At 37.3% G+C, this 22,382-nt stretch carries 23 protein-coding genes; 9 read left to right on the top strand and 14 right to left on the bottom strand.

Annotated features, from left to right (window positions below):
- Window positions 1–50 precede the first annotated feature (50 nt).
- The gene (locus ABH955_RS18150; RefSeq protein ID WP_404491423.1) at window positions 51–374 is read left to right on the top strand and encodes a bacillolysin; all 324 of its coding nucleotides are present in this window, start codon (window positions 51–53) and stop codon (window positions 372–374) included.
- 12 nt (window positions 375–386) lie between these two features.
- Here ABH955_RS18150 and ABH955_RS18145 read toward each other — a convergent pair whose 3' ends face one another.
- From ABH955_RS18145 to ABH955_RS18130, 4 genes are read right to left on the bottom strand one after another with little or no spacing between them, the layout of a single operon-like run.
- Window positions 387–989 carry a response regulator transcription factor gene (locus tag ABH955_RS18145; RefSeq protein ID WP_404454796.1) on the bottom strand — a complete coding sequence of 201 codons (603 nt, stop codon included), beginning with the start codon at window positions 987–989 and terminating at the stop codon, window positions 387–389.
- On the bottom strand, window positions 986–2,116 hold the full coding sequence (locus ABH955_RS18140; RefSeq protein WP_404491421.1) for a sensor histidine kinase: 1,131 nt from the start codon (window positions 2,114–2,116) through the stop codon (window positions 986–988). Before ABH955_RS18140 ends, ABH955_RS18145 begins: the two co-directional genes overlap by 4 nt.
- Window positions 2,117–2,851 carry an ABC transporter permease gene (locus ABH955_RS18135; RefSeq protein ID WP_016093649.1) on the bottom strand — a complete coding sequence of 245 codons (735 nt, stop codon included), beginning with the start codon at window positions 2,849–2,851 and terminating at the stop codon, window positions 2,117–2,119.
- A complete protein-coding gene (locus ABH955_RS18130) occupies window positions 2,848–3,750 on the bottom strand; it encodes an ABC transporter ATP-binding protein (protein WP_002034877.1) in 903 nt (300 codons plus the stop codon). The genes ABH955_RS18135 and ABH955_RS18130 overlap by 4 nt, the downstream gene beginning before the upstream one ends.
- Before the next feature lie 157 nt (window positions 3,751–3,907).
- Between ABH955_RS18130 and map the strand changes: the two genes are divergently transcribed.
- The 3 genes from map (at window position 3,908) to ABH955_RS18115 (ending at window position 7,150) form a co-directional block, all read left to right on the top strand.
- The gene (gene map, locus ABH955_RS18125) at window positions 3,908–4,702 is read left to right on the top strand and encodes a type I methionyl aminopeptidase (protein ID WP_016121123.1); all 795 of its coding nucleotides are present in this window, start codon (window positions 3,908–3,910) and stop codon (window positions 4,700–4,702) included.
- 527 nt (window positions 4,703–5,229) lie between these two features.
- Window positions 5,230–6,630: a M28 family metallopeptidase gene (locus ABH955_RS18120; RefSeq protein ID WP_404491418.1), complete on the top strand. Its 1,401-nt coding sequence runs from the start codon at window positions 5,230–5,232 to the stop codon at window positions 6,628–6,630.
- Window positions 6,631–6,775: 145 nt separating this feature from the next.
- Window positions 6,776–7,150, top strand: a complete 375-nt coding sequence (locus tag ABH955_RS18115) for a hypothetical protein (RefSeq protein ID WP_404454806.1) — start codon at window positions 6,776–6,778, stop codon at window positions 7,148–7,150.
- Between the two features lie 294 nt (window positions 7,151–7,444).
- Here ABH955_RS18115 and argS read toward each other — a convergent pair whose 3' ends face one another.
- Complete coding sequence (gene argS, locus ABH955_RS18110) at window positions 7,445–9,115, bottom strand: arginine--tRNA ligase (protein ID WP_002016342.1); 1,671 nt, start codon at window positions 9,113–9,115, stop codon at window positions 7,445–7,447.
- Window positions 9,115–9,552: a YwiB family protein gene (locus ABH955_RS18105; RefSeq protein ID WP_002089794.1), complete on the bottom strand. Its 438-nt coding sequence runs from the start codon at window positions 9,550–9,552 to the stop codon at window positions 9,115–9,117. The genes argS and ABH955_RS18105 overlap by 1 nt, the downstream gene beginning before the upstream one ends.
- A gap of 148 nt (window positions 9,553–9,700) precedes the next feature.
- On the opposite strand from ABH955_RS18105, the gene ABH955_RS18100 reads away from it, so the two are divergent.
- The gene (locus ABH955_RS18100; RefSeq protein ID WP_404491417.1) at window positions 9,701–10,741 is read left to right on the top strand and encodes a S66 family peptidase; all 1,041 of its coding nucleotides are present in this window, start codon (window positions 9,701–9,703) and stop codon (window positions 10,739–10,741) included.
- Between the two features lie 25 nt (window positions 10,742–10,766).
- On the opposite strand, the gene ABH955_RS18095 is transcribed toward ABH955_RS18100, so the two are convergent.
- Window positions 10,767–11,129: a YxeA family protein gene (locus tag ABH955_RS18095; RefSeq protein WP_002130097.1), complete on the bottom strand. Its 363-nt coding sequence runs from the start codon at window positions 11,127–11,129 to the stop codon at window positions 10,767–10,769.
- 234 nt (window positions 11,130–11,363) lie between these two features.
- Here ABH955_RS18095 and ABH955_RS18090 point away from each other — a divergent pair, with 234 nt between their 5' ends.
- A complete protein-coding gene (locus ABH955_RS18090; protein ID WP_002130098.1) occupies window positions 11,364–12,401 on the top strand; it encodes a PTS sugar transporter subunit IIC in 1,038 nt (345 codons plus the stop codon).
- 319 nt (window positions 12,402–12,720) lie between these two features.
- On the opposite strand, the gene speB is transcribed toward ABH955_RS18090, so the two are convergent.
- The 4 genes from speB to ABH955_RS18070 all read right to left on the bottom strand — a co-directional run bounded on the left by speB (window position 12,721) and on the right by ABH955_RS18070 (window position 16,404).
- Complete coding sequence (speB, locus tag ABH955_RS18085) at window positions 12,721–13,593, bottom strand: agmatinase (RefSeq protein ID WP_404491415.1); 873 nt, start codon at window positions 13,591–13,593, stop codon at window positions 12,721–12,723.
- A gap of 220 nt (window positions 13,594–13,813) precedes the next feature.
- Window positions 13,814–14,641 carry a polyamine aminopropyltransferase gene (gene speE, locus ABH955_RS18080; RefSeq protein ID WP_000424693.1) on the bottom strand — a complete coding sequence of 276 codons (828 nt, stop codon included), beginning with the start codon at window positions 14,639–14,641 and terminating at the stop codon, window positions 13,814–13,816.
- A gap of 186 nt (window positions 14,642–14,827) precedes the next feature.
- Window positions 14,828–15,991 (bottom strand): MFS transporter, encoded by a 1,164-nt coding sequence (locus ABH955_RS18075; RefSeq protein WP_404491413.1) that lies wholly within the window; start codon window positions 15,989–15,991, stop codon window positions 14,828–14,830.
- Between the two features lie 5 nt (window positions 15,992–15,996).
- On the bottom strand, window positions 15,997–16,404 hold the full coding sequence (locus ABH955_RS18070; RefSeq protein ID WP_002016353.1) for a MerR family transcriptional regulator: 408 nt from the start codon (window positions 16,402–16,404) through the stop codon (window positions 15,997–15,999).
- 152 nt (window positions 16,405–16,556) lie between these two features.
- Here ABH955_RS18070 and ABH955_RS18065 point away from each other — a divergent pair, with 152 nt between their 5' ends.
- Complete coding sequence (locus tag ABH955_RS18065) at window positions 16,557–17,282, top strand: glycerophosphodiester phosphodiesterase (protein ID WP_219300794.1); 726 nt, start codon at window positions 16,557–16,559, stop codon at window positions 17,280–17,282.
- Between the two features lie 100 nt (window positions 17,283–17,382).
- A complete protein-coding gene (locus tag ABH955_RS18060) occupies window positions 17,383–19,434 on the top strand; it encodes a transglycosylase domain-containing protein (protein ID WP_002167313.1) in 2,052 nt (683 codons plus the stop codon).
- A gap of 32 nt (window positions 19,435–19,466) precedes the next feature.
- Here the strand turns inward: ABH955_RS18060 and ABH955_RS18055 are convergent, their stop codons facing one another.
- Both ABH955_RS18055 and ABH955_RS18050 read right to left on the bottom strand, forming a co-directional pair.
- Complete coding sequence (locus ABH955_RS18055) at window positions 19,467–19,976, bottom strand: YwhD family protein (protein ID WP_404491411.1); 510 nt, start codon at window positions 19,974–19,976, stop codon at window positions 19,467–19,469.
- Window positions 19,977–20,001: 25 nt separating this feature from the next.
- Window positions 20,002–20,676, bottom strand: a complete 675-nt coding sequence (locus ABH955_RS18050; protein WP_002016358.1) for a site-2 protease family protein — start codon at window positions 20,674–20,676, stop codon at window positions 20,002–20,004.
- A gap of 112 nt (window positions 20,677–20,788) precedes the next feature.
- Here ABH955_RS18050 and ABH955_RS18045 point away from each other — a divergent pair, with 112 nt between their 5' ends.
- Window positions 20,789–20,974 carry a 2-hydroxymuconate tautomerase gene (locus ABH955_RS18045; RefSeq protein ID WP_001147171.1) on the top strand — a complete coding sequence of 62 codons (186 nt, stop codon included), beginning with the start codon at window positions 20,789–20,791 and terminating at the stop codon, window positions 20,972–20,974.
- A 39-nt stretch (window positions 20,975–21,013) separates the two neighbouring features.
- Here ABH955_RS18045 and ABH955_RS18040 read toward each other — a convergent pair whose 3' ends face one another.
- Window positions 21,014–22,318 (bottom strand): HD domain-containing protein, encoded by a 1,305-nt coding sequence (locus tag ABH955_RS18040; RefSeq protein WP_002089804.1) that lies wholly within the window; start codon window positions 22,316–22,318, stop codon window positions 21,014–21,016.
- Window positions 22,319–22,382: the final 64 nt, after the last annotated feature.

The following is a 22,382-nucleotide window of genomic DNA, read 5'->3' as shown; positions in this document are numbered from 1 at the left end:
AAGATGAGATAAACGAGGCTAAAGCCCAACAAGAGTGAGTGACAACTGAAATGAATGTAGATTCCCGACCTACAAATAAAGATACAAAAGCAAATAAAACCGAAGTTCGCCTTGCACAAATTCACAAAAACTATAAAGTATATGGTCAAGATCTCATTGTAAAAGTAGATAAAAATGGAGTAATTACAACTGTTAGTGGCAAAGTTGTCCAAAATTTAGACCAACAACCTAATCTTACTATAACAAATTTTTTGTCGAAAAATGAAGCAAAATCTACATTACGTACTACACTTCAAATTCCAAGCGACTCAGCTGAGACGGAATTCTCTAGTGAAACCGTTGTTTATAAGAAAAAAGAAGTTTACCACTCATAGGTAAACTTCTTTTTATATCCATCCCTTTTCTTCCGCAATTGTAATTGCCTCAATTCTATTTTTTGCTTCCAGTTTCGCTAATACTTCAGAAATATAATTACGTACTGTACCAGGCGAAAGATAAAGCATCTTAGCAATTTCATTTGTAGTCTTTCCTTCTTTCGCAAGTAAAAGCACTTCTTTTTCACGTTCTGATAACGGATTTTTCTCCTGCCATAAGCCAAACATTAACTCCTGAGAAATCTCTCGCTTCCCTTTCATAACATTTCGAATTGCTGAAGCTAAATCTTCACTCGGGCTATCCTTTAATAAATACCCGTGAACACCAGCTTTCATTGCCCTTTCAAAATAACCAGGACGCGCAAATGTTGTTAAAATCATTACTTTACAAGATGATTTTTCTTTCTTTAAAATTTCAGCAACATCTAAACCACTTTGGATCGGCATTTCAATATCCATAATACTTATATCTGGCTTTAACGATTCAATTAATTTTAACGCTTCTTCACCATTCGCAGCTTGCCCAATTACTTCAATATCGTCTTCTAAATCAAGTAGGGCTCCTAATGCACCACGAAGCATTCGTTGATCTTCTGCAATAATAATTCGAATCATGCCCTCACCTCATCTTTTCCTGTTCTAATTACAATTGGAACTTTCACCGTTAACAGTGTCCCTGGATTGATCGTATCCAGTTCAACTATTCCATCAATAAGGGAAATCCGATCCTTCATACCTCGAATACCGTTTCCATCATGACTTTGATTTTCCAAACCTACGCCATTATCTTCTACTTTCAAAATTAACTCACCCTGTGATTCTAATATAGAAACTGTACATGCCTTTGCCTTACTATGCTTCACGACATTCGTAACAGCTTCACGTAAACACATACCTAAAATATTTTGCTCAATTGGCGATAGCGAACTAGAATTAGCCTCTTGCTTTACTTCCAATTCAATATTGGCTGCTTGCAAAATCGCTTTTATTTGCTCAAGTTCTTCTTCCACTGTAATCATACGCATATCAGAAATTAACTCTCGCAACTGTTTTAAAGCGGTACGAGATGTTTGTGTAATTTCCTTCGCTTCCATACTTGCACGATCTGGATTTTTCACAATTAACTTCTCCACGAGCTGACTTTTCAAAGTAATAAGAGATAATGTGTGTCCTAACGTGTCATGAAGATCTCTTGCAATTCGCTGGCGCTCTTCACGTTTTACTAAGTCTTTAATTTGCTCGTTCGCTTCATTTAATTGATTCTTTAACATCTTTTTTTGATTAAAATTACGCATTCCAAATGGTGTAAGTAGCATTAAAATAAACATCGGAACGATATTCACTAAACTCGGGATTGTTAGTTGATTAACATTTACAAATATAAAAGCTCCAAGCATTACAACTAATAAACATAACAACACACGAAATGCCTTCTTACTTGGCGCAAATCCCATCGCACTCGCCGTAAAATATCCGAACAATATCATGAAGGGATTATAAAATAAAGCAAATGAGAATGTGAGCACCATTTGAATACACGCCCACAAAATGAACGTTTTGTTAACAAAATAAAGTTGACGGTATGTGACGGTGAAGACTATCAACATACCGATCCCTATTACAAGCTTCCATCCTGATACTTGCGTTAAATTATAGATTGGAAATAATAAATACACGAGCCACATATATGGGAAGAAACCCATCTGTTTCGGAAAAACTTCAAACCTCTTCTTCTCTATCATTTATACCGCTTCCTGTCTTTTTCTTATATATATTGATACTACAACAAATATAAGGAAATAACCTCCTAGTACCGCGATATTTTCCCACCCAATCGATTTTCCAGCTACAATGTCCCATGCACCGCTTCCAAAGTGGTATGTTGGTGTCCATTCACCGATAGATCTTAATATTTTCGGGAACACTTCAATTGGCATCCATAACCCGCCAATTACAGCTAGACTCATATTTAAAATATTGGCTAAACCAGCTGCTGCATCCGCCTTCTTAATTGAACCTATTACTGTTCCAAGGGCTAAAAATGGTGTCACGCCTAGTAATAGCCATAATCCTGCACCAATCCATTGGCCTATCGTCAACTCAACATTATTAATTAATATTCCTGCCATAAAAATAACTAAGATTGAAAAAGCATTCACTACTGTTTGAGCAATAATTTTAGCTGCTAAATATGCTCCCTCTGGAAGTGGTGTAATTTTTAACAAATGTGTCCATCCTTGCCCTTTTTCCTGAGAAAGTCTCACACCGAAACTAAAAAGGGCAGTCCCTACAATACTGAAAGTCGCCATTGAAATTAAATAATGTGCTTTCCATGCATCTCCGTTTTGCGGGACTTGAACAACATTTGTAAAGATGTAGTAAAACATAACTGGCATTAATAATGAGAAAAAGATGAATAATTTATTGCGGAACGTACGTAAAACCTCTATTTTACATTGCATCCATAATGCTCTCATGCGATTTCCCCCTTCTGATTTGCGACAAACTGTTCAAATGCTTCATCGAGACTTCCACGTTCAACTGAAATATCTGTTACAGGTAAGTTCTTTTGATAAATTGCTTGTAACGTGGCATCGGTATCCTCCGTTGTTAAAATAATCCGCCCCTCATTTGACTGTACTCCTGTTACATTCGGCAATTCCTTTAGCAGGCCCGTAGGGATACTTTCTTTTGAATAAAACGAGATCGTTTTTCGAGAAATCGTCGCTTTCATTTCATCCGGCGTACCATCTGCGATAATTTTTCCGTTTGCGAATAATAAAATACGGTCCGCTAACGCATCTGCTTCTTCTAAATAGTGCGTCGTTAAAATAATCGTTTTCCCTTCACTTGCTAACTTTCGAATCGTTTCCCAAAACACTTTTCGAGACGTAATGTCCATCCCTACAGTTGGTTCATCTAAAAATAATAAATCTGGATTTCCCGCAAGTGCGAGTGCAAAATTCAACCTTCTCTTTTGACCACCTGATAACTTTTCACATCTTTGCTTTCGCTCTGATTCTAAATTCGATAGCTGAAGTAATGTTTCTTTCGCTACTGGATTCGTATAATAACTACGGAATAACTCAATTGCCTCTTCTACTGTGATGCTGTCAATAACGCTTACTTCTTGCAACATCGCACCGAGGCTATTACGAACATCTCTATGCTTCGGGCTCTTTCCAAATATCGAAACATTCCCTTCTGTCGGATCTTTTAATCCGAGCATCATTGAAATTGTCGTTGTTTTCCCCGCACCATTTGGGCCGAGTAATGCTACTATTTGCCCTTTATTTACATGAAATGAAACGTTATTTACTGCTTTTTTATGTTTAAATGTTTTAGAAACACCATTTACTTCAATAATCTTTTCCATCTCTCCACCCCCGCCGTTTCTTATATTTACATTGTATGCGTTGGAAAAGTTAGGAAACAGTATGATGCGTCATGACATCCATATGACAATTGTCATGTATTCTTTATGAGAGGAATCAGCCTGCATACCGCATGCGAGTAGCAGTACAAAAACAAACATGATACAATCGGATAAGACATATATTCGAGGAAGGACAGTGGTTTTCATGATTATTCGTAATGAACAAGATTTAGAAGGTTTACGAAAAATCGGCCGCATCGTTGCACTTGCACGCGAAGAAATGAAAAAACAAGCGAAGCCAGGTATGACAACGAAAGAGCTTGATTTAATTGGTAAAAAAGTATTAGACGAGAACGGTGCTATTTCAGCGCCTGAAAAAGAATATAAATTCCCAGGTGTAACTTGCATTAGTGTAAACGAAGAAGTTGCTCACGGTATTCCAAGCGATCGCGTATTAAAAGAAGGCGATTTAGTAAACGTAGACGTATCGGCAGCACTTGACGGATATTATGCAGATACAGGTATCTCATTTGTTCTTGGTGACGATGAAGAAAAAGAAAAACTTTGCCAAGCAGCAGTAGACTCATTTTGGGAAGCAATGAAAAAAGTAAAAGCTGGCTCAAAACAAAATCAAATTGGTCGTGCTGTTTCTAACTTTGCACATAAAAGTGGATATAACGTTATTCAAAACTTAACTGGTCACGGTATTGGTCTTAGCTTACACGAAGCTCCAAACCACATCTTAAGCTACTATGATCCAATGGATAATGCGCTTCTAAAAGACGGTCTTGTTATCGCTGTAGAACCATTCATCTCTATGAAAGCTGATCATATCATTGAGCGCGGTGATGATGGTTGGACATTCGTTACACCAGATAAAAGCCTTGTTGCACAATGTGAACATACAGTTGTCGTCACTCGTGGCGAGCCAATTATTTTAACTCAACTATAATCAAAAATAGCCGTTTTGTAGATTCCTTCTACTAAAGCGGCTGTTTTTGATTATGTAACATCCCCATAAACAGAAAGCTTATAAAAATAAAAAGGTGATACATCAAAGTATCACCTTTTTAACGGGGTGAGGCTGTCCAAAAGTACGGAAAACTCTTGAACAGCCTCGTATTTTCATATGGATGCCTTACATATATCACTGATGATAATTATGAAATGCGGAAACATAGTTATCATCACATGATTCAAACAAAAGAAAAGAAATCCTATAACGGATCTCTTTTCCCTACATAATCTAAAGTTTGGGTACACTAGATTCATGCAATGTAGGAGCCTTCCAAACAGAAAGCGATCCTTCATTTAAAATGATAGCATACATATCTCCGCTAAAAATATGCAAATATGCATATAGCGTTTTTTATTTCTCAACATACATTTATTGAAAATTCATACATATAAAGGTAAAATATAGTCGTTATCCGTCTTCTTTTGTCAGTCAGAGAGAATAGAAGAATGGGAGAGGAAAAAATGAGAAAATCACTGAAACAAAAAATAGTAAGCTCCTTGCTTGCTGTATCACTCGCCGTTAGCTTAGCTCCAATCGGACAAGCAAAAGCTGATTCCACGTCAGAAATTACACAGACTCCACCTATTACAAAACAAGTTGATGCAAACCGCGCCATCGAGCATATCCGTTTCTTATCCGAAACAATCGGTCCCCGTCCAGGTGGTACAAAATCAGAAGAATGGGCTTCTCGCTATGTTGGTATGAAGCTTAAATCAATGGGATATGAAGTAGAGTACCAACCCTTTCAAGTGCCGGATCAATACGTTGGATTTATCGAATCACCATTAGGGACAAAGCGTAATTGGCAAGCTGGTGCTGCTCCAAATGCACTAATTTCTACAGAAGCTGTTACAGCTCCGCTTATCTTTGTTCAAGGTGGTACAAAATTAGACGATATTCCAAATGAGGTAAACGGAAAAATTGTTTTATTCGAAAGAGGTGCAACAGTAGCAGATTATAATAAACAGGTTGAAAATGCTGTTAGTAAAGGGGCAAAAGGTGTTCTTTTATACAGCTTAATTGGCGGACGCGGAAACTATGGACAAACTTTCAATCCTCGCTTAACTAAAAAACAGGCTATCCCTGTCTTCGGTCTTGCTTATGCTCAAGGAAATGCATTTAAAGAAGAAATCGCTAAAAAAGAGACAACAATTCTTTCCCTAAAAGCGAGACATGAATCTAATTTAACATCCTTAAATGTCATCGCTAAAAAGAAACCAAAAAATAGTACAGGTAATGAAAAGGCCGTCGTTGTAAGTTCACACTACGATAGTGTCGTTGGAGCACCTGGGGCAAATGATAATGCTTCTGGTACAGGATTAGTATTAGAACTGGCTCGTACTTTTCAAAATGTAGAAACTGATAAAGAAATTCGTTTTATTGCTTTTGGTTCTGAGGAAACTGGCTTACTTGGCTCTGATTATTATGTTAATAGTCTGTCCCAAAAGGAACGTGATCGAATTTTAGGTGTCTTTAACGCAGACATGGTTGCAACAAATTATGATAAAGCAAAAAATTTATATGCTATGACTCCTGATGGTTCTACAAACCTTGTAACAGATGCTGCCTTGCAAGCAGGTAAACAATTAAATAATAATCTTGTTCTTCAAGGAAAATTCGGCTCTAGTGATCACGTACCATTTGCTGAAGTGGGTATTCCTTCTGCACTATTTATTTGGATGGGCGTCGATAGTTGGAATCCATTAATCTATCATATTGAAAAGGTATATCACACACCTCAAGATAATGTATTAGAAAACATTTCGCCAGAACGTATGAAAATGGCATTAGAAATCATCGGAACAGGCGTTTATAACACACTCCAAAAACCTGTTAATCAAATAGAACAAAAAGCGGCTTAATAATACGTAAAACCATCGATCTCTTCGGTGGTTTTTTATTGAGAAAAAATATATATGCATAAACGCATATTTTCTCCTATTAATTATCGTATACAATGTTAACTGTAACGAAAATGATTACAACTAATAAGGAGGCTTTTCTACTATGAAAAAAATTATTCTAGCAGGCGCATTGACTTTAGCAGGTGTTACAGGAGCTACCGCTTTTATTCCTGAAACAAAGGCTGCTGCAGCTACTCAAGAACAGAAATTCACAAAATTTTATTCTATTCAAACTGGCAGTAGCTCTGAAAAAGAACCAATTTACCTTAAAAAAGGACAAGAGCTAACAATTCATCCTAATAGTAAAACCCCTAGTTACAGCATTTACGATACAAATAATAATCTCATCGGACGTTATTCTGATGGTTATGGGAGAATTTTTACCGCAAAAACAGATGGGAATATGTATGTTCAATTTCATGCACCTTTCGTTTACTACAGTCCTGTTAGCTTTTCTGTTACTTATACAATTCAATAGAAAAAGGGCCTCTTACAAGGCCCTTCTTTATGAAACAAATCCAATACTCGATCTCTCCATCTTTTCTTCCATCGTACCCCCCTGTCACTTATATAAGACGATGCAAGCTCTCCTTTTGTTGGATAATTTTTTTTATTATTCCATATAAAAAAGCAATCACAACATCATGTGATTGCTTTTTATTTAAAACGAACACTCGGCTCCGCTTTTCTTTATGTCTAGCTCTGCCTCCTAGCCCCTTCTGTCTAAGAACCTTAGCCTTCGGGACTAAACAGTCGGCTCCGCTTTTCTTTATTACATTTTTTCTGGTGCAGATACTCCTACGATTGCTAATGCATTTTGAAGTGTCGTGCGTACTGCTTTCATTAATTCGTAACGAGCTTTACTTAATTCTAAGTTATCTTGGTTTAATACTTTTTCTGCATTGTAGAAGCTGTGTAATGCTGCAGCTAATTCAAATGCATAGCTTGTAATGCGGTGTGGCAGACGTTTTTGCGCTGCATCCGCAACTACAGCTGGGAATTCACCAAGTTTTTTCAGTAACTCTACTTCTTTCTCAGAAGTAACAAGTTTGTAATTTACGTCTCCGCCTGTAGCTAATCCTAACTCTTCACCTTGACGAAGGATACTGCATACACGAGCATGTGCATATTGTGCATAGTATACTGGGTTTTCATTAGATTTTGATACAGCTAAGTCCATATCGAAGTCTAAATGAGAATCACCGCTACGCATTGCGAAGAAGTATCGCATTGCGTCCACGCCTACTTCTTCCATAAGCTCACGAAGTGTAACTGCTTTACCTGTACGCTTACTCATTTTCATTTTTTCACCATTTTGGTACAGTTGTACCATTTGGATGATTTCTACTTCAAGTGTTTCTTTATCGTAACCTAGTGCTTGAATAGCAGCTTTCATACGAGGAATGTAACCGTGGTGGTCAGCACCCCAAATGTTGATTAGCTTATCGAAACCACGCTCTAATTTATCACGGTGATAAGCGATATCTGGCGTTAAGTATGTGTAAGAACCGTCATTTTTAATTAATACACGGTTTTTGTCGTCACCGTAAGTCATTGAACGGAACCAAGTTGCTCCGCCTTCTTCAAAGATTTCGTCACGCTCTTTTAATACAGCAAGAGCCTGATCAATTTTTCCGTTTTTGTATAATGATGTTTCTGAGAACCACACATCGAAGTTAACACGGAAGCTTGCTAAATCTTTTTGAAGTTTTGCTAACTCATATTTTAAACCGTATGAACGATAGAATTCATAGCTTTCTTCTGCATCAGCTTTTGCATAACGATCGCCAAACTCTTCAGCTAAGCGTTTACCAATTCCAATGATGTCCGCACCATGGTAACCGTCTTCTGGCATTTCTTTCTCTAAACCTAAAGCTTGCATGTAACGAGCTTCAACAGAAAGAGCTAAGTTATGAATTTGGTTACCAGCATCATTAATGTAGTACTCACGAGATACATCATATCCTGCTTTTGCTAATACGTTACATAAAGTGTCACCTACTGCCGCACCACGTGCATGTCCTAAGTGAAGATCGCCTGTTGGATTCGCAGATACGAACTCAATTTGTACTTTTTCACCTTTACCAGTATTCGTTTCACCGTATGCTTCACCAGCGTTGACGATTGTTGGGATTAAGTCTGTTAAGTAGCTATTATCCATGTAGAAGTTAATGAAACCAGGACCAGCGATTTCAATTTTTTCAATAGAAGCTTTTGCTTTATCGAAGTTTGCAACTAATTCTTCTGCAATCATACGAGGTGCTTTTTTCGCAACGCGTGCAAGTTGCATTGCCATATTTGTAGAGAAGTCACCATTTGTTTTATCTTTTGGAGATTCTAATACAACGTTTGGAATTTGTTCTTCTGTCGCTAGTTCTGCCTTTAATACAGCAGCTTGAATTTCTTCTTTAATCAATCCTTTTACTTGTTCTAAAGAATTCATTATTTTGCCTCCTTCAAATTAAGTGTAATTGTATATCTGCCAGCTTCTTGTTCACTTAGAAGCAATGCGTACGTTAAGAAGAGTTGTCCTTTTTTCTTTTCATCCGACCATTTAAAAAGAACGTTATCAGTTTTCGTTTGCAATGCAAACGTACCAAGTTCACTCGTATACGTACCAGTTGTCCATTCACCTTTCACATGCGTCTGACGCATAGAAATAGCACCTGAGCGCATAATGAGAACTTGTTCATCTTGAATTTTAATAATTGTTTTCACTTCGCCTTGTTCGTTCGGCTCTTGGAATGTTATATATGTACCTTGACCTTTTACATAGTATTGACCATTTGCTTCAAAAGCAACGGTTTCCTTCCTCGCCCCTTCACGGATTTCTGTTACGAAATGAACGTGTACCGGCAAGCCTGCAAGTTGTTTCTTCACGTCTTGCACACCCTTCAAATGTTATAGATATTAAATACTACTTATAATAAATCACTTTTCCTATCATATCAAAAAAAGACTCTGTCTGTCTGCTGAAAAATCAGGAAAACTCCTTTTCAAAAAATAATTCACCTTCACTTTATTTCATATGTTAAAATATTTTTTAAATCTAAATATTCTTTCATTTCAAGGGGTGAATTTGGTGCTACCAACAAAGTTAAAAAAAGGTGATGAAATAAGGGTTATTTCACCATCTTGTAGTTTAAGTATTGTCTCAAATGAAAACAGAGACCTTGCTATAAAAAGATTAACCGACATAGGCTTTCAAGTTACATTCTCAAAATATGCTGATGAGATAGATCGATTCGCTTCCTCTTCTATTTCTTCACGAGTTCAAGACCTCCACGAAGCATTTAGAGATCCTAATGTAAAAGCCATTTTGACGACACTTGGCGGATACAACTCTAATGGTTTATTGAAACATCTCGATTATGATTTAATTCGAGAAAATCCGAAAATTTTCTGCGGTTATTCTGATATTACCGCTTTAAGTAACGCGATTTATGCTAAAACAGGCTTAGTTACATATTCAGGTCCTCACTTCTCTTCATTTGGAATGGAGAAAGGACTCGATTATACGACCGATTACTTTTTAAAGTGCTTAACTTCTCATGAACCTATTGAAATACTACCAGCTGAAACTTGGAGCGATGATTCTTGGTATATGGATCAAGAAAATCGAGAATTTATTAAAAATGAAGGATATGTTTCAATTCAAGAAGGGGAAGCGATGGGAGATATTATTGGTGGCAATATGAGCACATTTAATTTACTGCAAGGTACACCATATATGCCAAGCTTAAGAAATAAAGTTTTATTTCTTGAAGAAGATAGTTTAACGGGAAAAGCTACACTTAAAACTTTCGATCGATATTTACATTCTCTTATGCAGCAAACTGATTTTGAATACGTAAAAGGCATCGTTATAGGAAGAATGCAAAAAGGAACAGAATGTATGATAGAGGACATTCAAGAAATGATTGCTTCAAAGCCTGAACTTGCTCATATCCCTATTATTGCGAATGCCAGTTTCGGACATACAACTCCAATCTTTACTTTCCCAATTGGCGGAAGGGCAAAAATCATTTCTAATAAAGAAAGTTCAGCTATCACCATTTTAACGCACTAAAAAAGGAGCGAACGATTCGCTCCTTTTATGGTTTTTCTATTTTTTGCAACGCTTTTTGCGGGATTGATTCTTTCGAGATTTCAGCCCATCCTTTTCCCTGCATACCTTTTGCATAAATTTTTATAAAAGCACCCGTATGCAATTCACGGTTCACCATTCTTTTAATAACTTGTAGCTTTCCATCTTCTGTATACCCTTTAAATGTATACAAATATTCATCGTCTTTTTTCTCACTTTTATCTATAACAGCATAATAATCTTGTATTTCTTTATTTGAAAAGAAGTTGTCTACAAAAGCATGCACACCTTCTGTTTTCGTGTTTAAATAATATGCTGTTCCACCTAAAATAATGGCGAACACAGCTAAAACTTTAATTACCAATTTCATAAATGCGCCTCCTGTTTGCACTGCTTTCTCACTAGCCGTATGTCTATACCTGTATTATACGAAAAAAGGCATACTATACTCTATCGAAATGCCTTACACTTTCCTTACATTATTGTAAGAGTTTTTCACCTTACAGCGATTTCCCAATAAAAAATTTTTCCGTTTAACAAACTTTTATATTATTATTGAATGATACAAATTTTTATTACAAAAATCAAAGGAGACAATTTTCAAATGGCTATCTTGCAAGGTTTAGCACTATTACTTGTTGTACTTTGTCTATTTACACTTTTCAGTTACCGTGCGCCTTACGGAATGAAAGCAATGGGCGCTTTAGCTAATGCAGCAATCGCAAGTTTTCTTATTGAAGCATTTCACCGTTATATTGGTGGAGAAATGTTTCATAATGACTTTTTACAATCAGTAGGAGTAGCTTCTGGTAGCATGAGCGGTGTCGCAGCGGCAATTTTAGTCGCATTAGCAATCGGTGTCTCACCCGTATACGCTGTTTTAATCGGTATCGCTACTAGCGGATTCGGTATTTTACCAGGATTTTTCGCTGGATACGTTTGTGCCTTCGTCGTGAAGTTTCTCGAAAAGAAATTACCAGCTGGTGTAGAGTTTTTAGCAATCCTATTTATCGCTGCACCAATTTCACGCGGAATGGCCATGCTTATGGATCCACTCGTTAACGCAACACTTGGTAAAATCGGTTCTATGATTTCAGTTGCAACTACAGAAAGTCCTATCATTATGGGTATTATGCTTGGTGGATTAATAACAGTTATTTCTACATCTCCATTAAGTTCTATGGCACTAACTGCAATGCTTGGATTAACTGGTTTACCAATGGCAATTGGTAGTCTTGCCGTAGCAGCTTCTGCCCCAATGAACTTCATTTTCTTTAAACGACTAAAAATCTGTTCAAAGAAAGATACAATCGCCGTGGCAATCGAGCCGTTAACACAGGCCGATGTTGTCTCAGCAAATCCAATTCCTATCTATATGACAAACTTTGTTGGCGGTGCGCTTGCCGGTATTATTACGTCGCTATTCCAGCTCGTTAATAATGCACCAGGGACAGCATCACCAATTCCAGGACTTCTCGTACTGTTCGGATTTAATGATGTAATAAAAGTAACGATTGCTGCCGTATTATGTGGAATCGTTACCACTATTGTTGGATACGTCGGTTCCATTGTGTTCCGCAAATATCCAATCCGTTCTGCTGATGAAATTCGCGGAATTACTTCGGAAGAGAAAGTTGCGTAAAGAAAGGGAGCTATTCTCATCGTTTGAGAATAGCTCTTTTTTATGTCGCGTGACGGTAAGTGAAATTATATTGAACACAACTCCGCATATATAGACGTTTCGACAAAGGATATCGACTTAACTACTAAATAAGACAATAATAACCTACCTATTAATAAAAGAAGCCGGCTCAAAACACTTTTTGAGTCGGCTTCACTTTTACTTTATCCAGCTACAGCAGCTAGAATCTCCGGCCATTTCACACTCTCATTCGAAGCCAAAAGCGCTTCTCGGTCGAGCATTCCAATGACCTGCGATTCTGAACAAGCTGCCTCCGCTTTTACTTCACCCAGCCGAGCAGCATTTCCCGCACGAATTTGCTTGCTGCGATTGGTGTTTGATCACTATGATCGTAGACCGGAGCTACTTCTACTAAGTCTGCTCCGACTACTTGTATATTTGAATTTGCAATTGCTACGATGGACTCTAATAGTTCTTTAGATGTGATACCTCCAGCTTCTAATGTTCCTGTTCCAGGAGCATGAGCTGGGTCTAATACGTCGATGTCAATTGTGACATAGACTGGGCGTCCTGCGAGTTTCGGTAATACTTCCTTTAACGGTTCTAATACGTCAAATTTATATAAGTTCATACCTACTTCTTTTGCCCATTCGAATTCTTCCTTCATTCCAGAACGAATACCGAAAGAATATACGTTTTCCGGACCAATTAAATCGCACACTTTACGAATTGGTGTAGAGTGGGATAAAGGCTCTCCCTCATATGACTCACGTAAGTCAGTATGAGCATCCATATGGATGATTGCTAAATCCGGATATTTTTTTGCCATTGCCTTAAAAATTGGCCAAGACACTAAGTGCTCTCCGCCGAGACCTAGTGGAAACTTACCGGCACCTAATAGTTTTGTTACATATTCTTCAATCATGTCTATGCTGCGCTGTGGATTCCCAAATGGTAATGGGATATCACCCGCATCAAAATATTTTACCTCTTCTAGTTCACGATCTAAATACGGACTATATTCTTCAAGACCGATTGATACTTCACGAATACGTGCAGGGCCAAAGCGAGATCCTGGACGGAAACTTACTGTCCAATCCATAGGCATCCCGTAAATAACTGCCTCTGACTCTTCAAAACTTGGATGACTTTTAATAAATACTTTACCTGAATAAGCTTCATCAAAACGCATATTCTTTTCCTCCTTATGTGGAACTTAAGGTATCCCAACCTTTCACTATTTCTCAAATTTGGAGCGCATTGCTCCTCTTTCTCGATTTACCGGGGTCTTCTTTTTTAACGATAAGAAGACTATTTTATATATAGGAGTGTAAGTAGCTAGCATGTTCAAGTCTTCTGGACAAACACCTTAAATGAACTACTTACACTTTATTTGTTCAAACTCGATTTTCTTACTTAATTAAATCGCCAACAAATTTCGGTAATGCGAATGCTGCATTGTGTAATTCTTTTGTGTAATATTTCGTTTCGATTTCATGGAAACGCTCTTCACTTACTTCTAATGGATCATGTTTTTTAGATCCGATTGTGAACGTCCAAAGTCCACTTGGATACGTCGGAATGTTTGCTGTGTATAGACGAGTAATTGGAAAAATCTCTTTTACGTCTTTAAACACAGTTGTAATTAGTTCTGGTGTAAACCAAGGGTTGTCCGTTTGGGCAACGAAAATACCATCTTCTTTTAACGCTTTTGAAATTCCAGCGTAGAAGCCTTTTGTAAATAGGTTTACTGCTGGGCCTACTGGCTCAGTAGAATCTACCATAATTACGTCATATTCGTTTTCGCTTTCTGCGATGTGTAGGAAACCGTCTCCTACTTTTACTTCTACACGCTCATCATCTAATGCACCTGCAATTGATGGTAAGTACTGCTTAGAGTACTCAATTACTTTTCCATCGATTTCAACAAGAGTTGCTTTCTTCACGCTTGGGTGTTTTAACACTTCACGAATAACACCACCATCGCCACCGCCTACTACTAATACGTTTTCAGGGTTTGGATGTGTAAATAAAGGTACGTGCGCTACCATTTCATGATAAACGAACTCGTCCTTTTCTGTCGTCATAACCATGCCGTCTAAAATAAGCATGTTTCCGAACTCTTCCGTTTCAACCATATCAAGCTTTTGAAATTCTGTTTGCTCCGTATGTAATGTGCGGTTAATACGCGCCGTAATTCCAAAATGCTTTGTTTGTTTTTCAGTGAACCATAGTTCCATCGTACAATCACGCCTTTCGCTGCAAATTTATAATGGGGACATCATTAATGTCCCCTACCAAAAATAAAACAAAACATCCAAAAAGTATAGTTAAAAGTAAAAAAATACCGAAAATATATTTTAGTCAGAGGGTTCTAACATATATGTAAAAAGGGTTTGCTCTGTAATAGGAAAGAAAACCCTTTCTTAAGAAAGGGCTTCTGTCTCTATTTCTACCGGTTTACGAATCGGAATTAAGATCATTACGCAACCAACTAACACAACAATTCCACCGACTAAAAACGGACTTTGTGGTGAAACTGTATGACCGATGACTCCTGATAAAATTGGAGCAATCGCGCCCCCTAACCAACGAACGAAGTTATAAACACCTGATGTAACAGATCTTTCATAAGGTGAAATATCCATTACATAACTTGTAAATAACGCGTTATTTAAGCCTGATGCTAATCCTGATAGAACGATTAATACGATTTGTAACCACATAATTTTAACGAAGAATAGTGCAATTAAGAAAATCGCAAATACGAGTAAACTACCTTTTAACAATGTTTTCGGTTCATATTTACCTTCTAGCTTATGCGCTAAAATTGCTGATCCGTAAGCTAATGCTAATCCCCATCCGCAAAATACAAATCCTAATTGAATAGCAGATAAATGCATAATAAGTGGTGAATATGCTAACACGACGAAAAATCCGTAGTAATATAACATCCCGGAAATGGCACCTTGCATAAACGGTTTATACTTCACTAGGTTAATTAATTCACCTACGCCCGCTGCTTTACGCTTCACTTTTCGCTCCGGTTCTTTTACAAAAAAGAAAACTAAAATAAATGCTAAAGAAATTAAAATACTCGTCGCAAAAAATGGGTAACGCCAAGAATGTCCACCTAATATACCACCTAACAATGGGCCACCTGCCATCCCTAAACCGATAGCTGCTTCATATAATCCTACTGCTTCATGAACTTCTTTACTTAATGCAATTAATAATGTCATCGCCGTTGCGAAGAACATCGCATTTCCTAATCCCCACCCCGCGCGGAAAAGAGATAATTGAGCAATCGTTTGCGATATACCACATATAAATGCAAATACAGTTACAATCGCAAGACCGATTGTCATCATTCGTTTATCACCAAATCTTGATGCAAATATTCCAGCTGGTAACATCATAATTGCCATCGTTAAAATATAAGCTGTAAATAACATCTCGACTTGCCAATGCGAAGCACCAATTTGTTCAGCAATACTTGGTAAAATTGGGTCGACTACTCCTATACCTGAAAAGGCAAGGAAGGTAGCCACCACTGTAATCAATCTCCCTAATTTTTGTTTGCTCTCCATTTTGATTACTCTCCTTTTGTATTCTCTAAAAATGTAACTGCACGGCTTAAACTATCCTCTAGCTCTGCTTTAACACGCTGCATTTGCTCCATTTTTTCGTCTAACGTTTGCACTTGTTTTTCAAGCATCTCTTTAATTTCTTGAATCACTTCACGGTCACGCGGATTCTCACTATTTCTTCTTTGTTCCATTCTTTCTTTTAACGATAAGAAATGTTGCATTTCTTGAAGCGTAATTCCTAGTACTTCTTTCGCTTCCACAATCCTTTTAATTCTCGCAATGTCCTCGTCTGTATACAGGCGAATGTTCCCCTCACTTCGTTCTGGGGGATGAATTAAACCAATTTCCTCATAATAACGAAGTGTACGCTTTGTTAAACCAACTTGCTTTGTTACTTCATCGATTTTATACATGTTTATTCCTCCCTTCACTTGATTGTTACATTTTACGTTAACGTTAACTTTTATGCAACTGTTAGACTTTTGTAAATGTTTGTCCTATTCAATTGTATTTTTTCCAAGGCAGTTTCATAATGAAGAAAAAGAGATGATAAGGAGATTTTCACATGAATAAACCACTTATTTTCGCTCACCGCGGGGTAAAAGGGACACATCCAGAGAATACGATGATTGCCTTTCAAGAAGCCGAACGCATTGGTGCTCATGGAATTGAACTTGATGTCCATTTATCAAAAGATGGTGAACTTGTCGTAATTCACGACGAAACCGTCGATCGTACAACAAATGGCATAGGACTTGTTTCTGAAAAAACTGTAGAGGAATTACAAGCTTTAGATGCTGGTAGCCATAAAGATCCTTCTTTCCATGAGGCGAAAATCCCAACATTACGAGAAGTATTTATTTGGCTCTCTACAACAAATTTACAACTTAACATTGAATTAAAAACAGATGTTCTTCATTATCCAAATATTGAAGAAAAAGTTGTTGCTCTTGTTCGTGAATATCATCTATCCAATCAAATTGCATTTTCATCATTTAACCACGATTCCGTTTCATTATTAGCAGAAATTGCTCCAGAAATTCCAAGAGCGATTTTGTACGATACACCACTTGCAGATCCTATTGCTGAAGCAAAAAGGCGCGAGGCGACTGGATTACATCCAAACTTTCAATTATTAACGAAAGAGTTTGTCCAATTAGCACAGGGGCAAGGATACGTTTTTCGTCCTTACACCATTAATGAATATAAAGATTTACAAACTATGATTGACTATGGTGTAGATGTCATCATTACCGATTGGCCAGCACGTGCCTTTGAGCTCCTTTCTTAATTGAAGGGGCTTTTTTGTTTTCAAAATTTCATTGTTTAAAATAAACGAAAACCCTCAATACTAATACAATAATGCTTGTATTAATGAGGGGCTGAAAAAGATGGATCAAACTATGAATCCAAAACTTAAAAAATATAAACGTCTTTTCTTCACCGTAATGTTTTCTTGTGTTCTTTTTTTCGTTTTTTCCTTTTTTATTATCATTATAGCTGCAAAAATTATGGGGCCTCCCCCTGTTGCAGTGCCGCAAACGAGTGTCTTTTACGCTAATGATGACACTGTTATAGGACAAAGTAATGAAACACAAAAGCGCTATAATGTATCTCTTGATGAAATTTCTCCTTATGTAAAAGAGGCAACACTATCTATTGAAGATCAACGATTCTACAAACATCATGGATTTGATATAAAGCGCATTGTTGGTGCCATTGTTGCCGATTTAAAAGCAATGGCAAAAGTACAAGGTGCTAGTACTATTACACAACAGTATGCTCGTAACCTATACTTAGATCATGATAAAACGTGGAAGCGTAAACTATTAGAGGCAATGTATACCGTTCGCCTTGAAGTGAACTATAATAAAAATCATATTTTAGAAGGATATTTAAATACAATTTATTACGGGCATGGTGCTTACGGAATCGAAGCTGCTTCTCGCCTGTATTTCGATAAAACTGCAAAAGAATTAACATTAGCAGAAGCTAGTATGCTCGCAGGCATTCCGAAAGGACCTAGCTTCTACTCTCCCTTTTTAAAAGAGGAGCGTGCTAAAGGGCGTCAATCTCTCATACTAGATGAAATGGTAGAACAAGGTTATATTACAAAACAGCAAGCTACCTCAGCAAAAAAGGAAACACTTACTTTTGCTTCATTGGATACGAAAAAAGTTGCAGAGGTCGCGCCTTATTTCCAAGATGCTGTACAAGCTTCCCTTCTTCGTGATATCGGATTAGATGAGCAAGCCTTACAGCGAGGTGGCTTACGTATTTATACAACGCTAGACCCTAAATTACAATCTGTAGCAGAGCAGGCTGTAAAAAACCATATACCTGAAACAACAAACATCCAAACTGCCCTCGTCTCTATGAATCCAAAAACGGGTGAAGTGGCTGCCCTTGTTGGTGGAACTGATTATAATACGAGTCAATTTAACAGAGCTACACAAGCCGCTCGTCAGCCCGGCTCTACATTTAAGCCATTCCTATATTACGCAGCCTTAGAACGAGGATTCACCCCTGCTACGCGCTTAAAAAGCGAATATACTGTATTCACTTTAGGTGACGGTGTTTCCAAATATAAACCGAAAAATTATAAAAACTATTATGCAGACGACTTTGTGACAATGGCACAAGCACTCGCTGTTTCTGATAACGTATATGCTGTGAAGACAAATCTATTTTTAGGCGAAGACATTCTTACAAAAACAGCGAAGCAATTCGGTATTACTAGCGCATTAAAAGATGTTCCGTCTCTTGCTCTCGGCACATCTCCTGTAAAACCAATTGAAATGGTCAATGCTTATAGCATGTTTGCAAACGGCGGGAAAGAAGTAAAACCAATCTTTATAAGGCGCATCGTTGATCATGAAGGAAATATGCTATACGACGCTCATTTAGAAAGTAAACAAGTTCTAGATAAAAGCAAAGCCTTTGTGATGGAAGAAATGATGGCAGGTATGTTTAATAAAAAACTAAGCAGTTATGCCGCTGTGACCGGTCAATCGATGTTATCAAAACTATCAAGAACATATGCTGGAAAGTCTGGTTCTACAGAAACTGATAGTTGGATGATTGGATTTACCCCACAACTTGTAACAGGGGTTTGGATTGGATACGATCAACCTAAATCCATTTCAAACGTAGCAGAACAAGGATACGCAAAAAAAATATGGACCGATACAATGGAAAAAGGATTAGATGGACAGCCTAAACAAGAGTTTAAACAACCAGCAGATGTTGTTGCAGTCGATGTTAATCCTGAAAACGGTAAGATTGCTACAAAAAATTGTCCCATTTCTGTGAAAATGTATTTCGCAAAAGGTACAGAGCCAACAGAGTATTGTATGGATCACGTTGATGATAAGGAAGAGTTCGAAAAGGTTAGTGAAGAGAAGAAAAAGACGGGTTGGTGGAAAAAATATCTCCCGTGGTAAAAAAATAGCTGACGGAAATCCGTCAGCTATTTTTATTCGCCTAATAATGCGTGGCGCAATTCTTCACTAGATTCGTTCCAAATTGCTTTATTATGCTCTTTTAAGAATGTACCAAGTACTTTTTTAGATGATTCATCCATATGATCAATCATGATGTGACGCTTTAGGGATTTATCCATTTTATTTACATGCTCTGGAAGTGATTTATATCCGCGGCGAATTTCACGATCAACTGTCATTTCACAGGCTGTTGCACCTGCGTAATAAGCACCGTTTGGTGTTCTTTCAATTGTTACCCAAACAAGCCAAAACGGTTTTCCGTTTGGAACTTCATCTTTATTTGTTAAAAACTTAATTCCTTTTTCTACTGTACTACGCGCATGCATCGCACCGATATCAACGAACGCAGTTTTCTCTAATACATCAACAAATACAGGAGAAATATTTTCTAAACTTAATGCCCCAACGCCAAAACCACCATGTCCATCTGTTGAATCATTTTTCACGATATTAAAACCGATTTTTTTCTTTTTCTCTGTCATATGTAAACTCCTCCTCGCTTAATGATTAAAAAAGCCTGAAAATAGGCGCAATGATATTTTGTAAAAATACTAATACATATGGAATAACAACATTGAAAATAGGTTGAATTGTGTAATTGCTAAGCGGTGTAATAACAAGAATTAATAACGCAATTGATCCATACTTTTCATACTGTGTCATTTTCGCACGAATATTTGCTGGTGCTAAATCTTCCACAACGCGATACCCATCAAGTGGCGGGATTGGTAATAAATTAAATACAAGTAAAACAATATTAAGCATAATAAAAATTTGGAAAAATTGATCCAGCGTATCTGCTACTGCAAGTGGCATCGCATCTAACACACCAAACGTTATTAAGCTATACCAAATAATTAAACCTATTGCACTTAAGATAAGATTACTTATCGGTCCCGCAATAGAAACTAATATTCCCGCAAGACGCGGTCTTTTAAAGTTATACGGATTAACAGGTACTGGTCTTGCCCAACCGAATCCAAGAATTAGTACAGCAATCATACCGATAGGATCTAAATGAGCCATCGGTGATAATGTTAAACGTCCTTGCTTTTTCGCTGTATCGTCTCCAAATTTATATGCAACATACGCATGTGCAAATTCATGCACAGATAGCGCAATAATAATCGCCATTGCTACCAATGGAATTTGTTGCAATGGGTATCTAAATAACTGATCCATAACTCATCTCCTCTTCCATATGTCAAAAAAAGAAATTATTTGTTTTTCCGATTGTTCTTCCTCATAATCCGCTATAATAAGAGTGTAACTTACATAAAAGGAGCGATTATACATGCCATACGTAACAGTGAAAATGCTAGAAGGACGCACAGAAGAACAAAAGAAAGCTCTTGCTGAGAAAGTAACAGCAGCAGTAAGCGAAACAACTGGTGCTCCTGAAGAAAACATCGTTGTTTTCATCGAAGAAATGTCTAAAAACCATTATGCAGTTGGCGGAAAACGCTTAAGCGACAAATAATTTCAAGTTTTTTCATAAGAAGCAGCTCTTAGCTGCTTCTTATTTCTTTCCTTCTAACAACTCGATAATTCTCTCTTTATATTTTCCTTTTCTTCCATCTTCATAGATTAAATCATGCGGATAGAATAACTTTTGATCCGTTCTCTTCTTACCCGTAATCGCCTCAACAATATCCGATTCACGCGAAAGCTCTCTAAGTTCCCCATTCGGCATAAGGAGTAAGATTGGCAGACGCTCTTCTTCTTCTCCTGCACGGTAAAAGTCATACGGTAAGTCTGATGTTGAATCAACAACTAAATAATACTCTGGATCTAGTCCAATCTTCTTAAATAAGCTACTTAATTCCATCCAATTATCTAAACCGTGCTTATCTGTAAACTCTACATATTTAAATAGATTTCGATTCATAAAACGACGGCATAAGTCACTTAAAATTGGATCTTCTTCCTCTTGCCATACTTGGAAGTAATAATACATTACGTTCTCGTCTAACTTTAAATAATCCTCTACTGTCACTTCTTCTTCAAATAAAGAATAGAAATGAACAGGATGATATTTAAACGCATAATACTTCTCATGCAACGATTTAGCTCGGTGTAAAATCTTCGTTAAAATAACTTCTGCACTACGTGTTACCGGATGAAAATATACTTGCCAATACATTTGATAACGGCTCATAATATAATGCTCTACAGCATGCATACCACTATTTTTAATGACAACTTGATTACCGTACGGGCGCATGACACGCAGTATACGTTCCATATCAAAATTCCCATACTTTACGCCAGTAAAATATGCATCTCTTAATAAATAATCCATACGATCAGCATCAATTTGGCTTGAAATCATACTAATCGCTAATTTATTAGTAGATGTTTTCGCAATTACATCTGCTACCTTTTGCGGAAACTCCTTATCAACACGGCTTAACACATCGTTAATTTCCGTATTGCCAACGATAATCTTTTGCGTAAATTTCTCATGATCTAACGAAAATACTTTTTCAAACGAGTGAGAAAACGGGCCGTGACCGACATCATGAAGTAATGCCGCACATAAACATAATAATCTATCTTCAGCATTCCAATTTGGTCTGCCATCAAACACATCATCAATCATACGACGAATAATTTCATATACACCTAACGAATGAGTAAAGCGACTATGCTCTGCACCGTGAAATGTAAAAAATGTCGTTCCAAGCTGCTTAATACGGCGCAAGCGTTGAAATTCTTTCGTTCCGATTAAATCCCAAATAACACGATCACGCACGTGCACATATTTATGTACTGGGTCTTTAAACACTTTTGTTTCGCTGAGTTTGTCGTTTAAATATACCACCTTCCGACATCCCCCTTTCTTTACTGCATTCTTACTATATATTATAAACGATATAGGAAACAGA

The organism is Bacillus sp. RC240 (assembly GCF_044907945.1).
In the GTDB taxonomy this organism is placed as follows: domain Bacteria; phylum Bacillota; class Bacilli; order Bacillales; family Bacillaceae_G; genus Bacillus_A; species Bacillus_A mycoides.
Note: the sequence above shows the minus strand (reverse complement) of the source record. Positions and strands in the feature narration are given on the sequence as shown.

What these genes read in the sequence shown, in the direction of transcription:
- ABH955_RS18090 (WP_002130098.1), top strand. Translation starts at nt 11,364, where the DNA reads ATGGCTATCTTGCAAGGTTTAGCACTATTACTTGTTGTACTTTGTCTA.
- speE (WP_000424693.1), bottom strand. Translation starts at nt 14,641, where the DNA reads ATGGAACTATGGTTCACTGAAAAACAAACAAAGCATTTTGGAATTACG.
- map (WP_016121123.1), top strand. Translation starts at nt 3,908, where the DNA reads ATGATACAATCGGATAAGACATATATTCGAGGAAGGACAGTGGTTTTC.
- ABH955_RS18130 (WP_002034877.1), bottom strand. Translation starts at nt 3,750, where the DNA reads ATGGAAAAGATTATTGAAGTAAATGGTGTTTCTAAAACATTTAAACAT.
- ABH955_RS18120 (WP_404491418.1), top strand. Translation starts at nt 5,230, where the DNA reads ATGAGAAAATCACTGAAACAAAAAATAGTAAGCTCCTTGCTTGCTGTA.
- ABH955_RS18050 (WP_002016358.1), bottom strand. Translation starts at nt 20,676, where the DNA reads ATGGATCAGTTATTTAGATACCCATTGCAACAAATTCCATTGGTAGCA.
- ABH955_RS18140 (WP_404491421.1), bottom strand. Translation starts at nt 2,116, where the DNA reads ATGATAGAGAAGAAGAGGTTTGAAGTTTTTCCGAAACAGATGGGTTTC.
- ABH955_RS18055 (WP_404491411.1), bottom strand. Translation starts at nt 19,976, where the DNA reads ATGACAGAGAAAAAGAAAAAAATCGGTTTTAATATCGTGAAAAATGAT.
- argS (WP_002016342.1), bottom strand. Translation starts at nt 9,115, where the DNA reads ATGAATTCTTTAGAACAAGTAAAAGGATTGATTAAAGAAGAAATTCAA.
- ABH955_RS18065 (WP_219300794.1), top strand. Translation starts at nt 16,557, where the DNA reads ATGAATAAACCACTTATTTTCGCTCACCGCGGGGTAAAAGGGACACAT.
- ABH955_RS18095 (WP_002130097.1), bottom strand. Translation starts at nt 11,129, where the DNA reads ATGAAATTGGTAATTAAAGTTTTAGCTGTGTTCGCCATTATTTTAGGT.
- ABH955_RS18135 (WP_016093649.1), bottom strand. Translation starts at nt 2,851, where the DNA reads ATGAGAGCATTATGGATGCAATGTAAAATAGAGGTTTTACGTACGTTC.
- ABH955_RS18070 (WP_002016353.1), bottom strand. Translation starts at nt 16,404, where the DNA reads ATGTATAAAATCGATGAAGTAACAAAGCAAGTTGGTTTAACAAAGCGT.
- ABH955_RS18100 (WP_404491417.1), top strand. Translation starts at nt 9,701, where the DNA reads ATGTTAAAATATTTTTTAAATCTAAATATTCTTTCATTTCAAGGGGTG.
- ABH955_RS18075 (WP_404491413.1), bottom strand. Translation starts at nt 15,991, where the DNA reads ATGGAGAGCAAACAAAAATTAGGGAGATTGATTACAGTGGTGGCTACC.
- ABH955_RS18060 (WP_002167313.1), top strand. Translation starts at nt 17,383, where the DNA reads ATGGATCAAACTATGAATCCAAAACTTAAAAAATATAAACGTCTTTTC.
- ABH955_RS18115 (WP_404454806.1), top strand. Translation starts at nt 6,776, where the DNA reads ATGAAAAAAATTATTCTAGCAGGCGCATTGACTTTAGCAGGTGTTACA.
- speB (WP_404491415.1), bottom strand. Translation starts at nt 13,593, where the DNA reads ATGCGTTTTGATGAAGCTTATTCAGGTAAAGTATTTATTAAAAGTCAT.
- ABH955_RS18145 (WP_404454796.1), bottom strand. Translation starts at nt 989, where the DNA reads ATGATTCGAATTATTATTGCAGAAGATCAACGAATGCTTCGTGGTGCA.
- ABH955_RS18045 (WP_001147171.1), top strand. Translation starts at nt 20,789, where the DNA reads ATGCCATACGTAACAGTGAAAATGCTAGAAGGACGCACAGAAGAACAA.
- ABH955_RS18150 (WP_404491423.1), top strand. Translation starts at nt 51, where the DNA reads ATGAATGTAGATTCCCGACCTACAAATAAAGATACAAAAGCAAATAAA.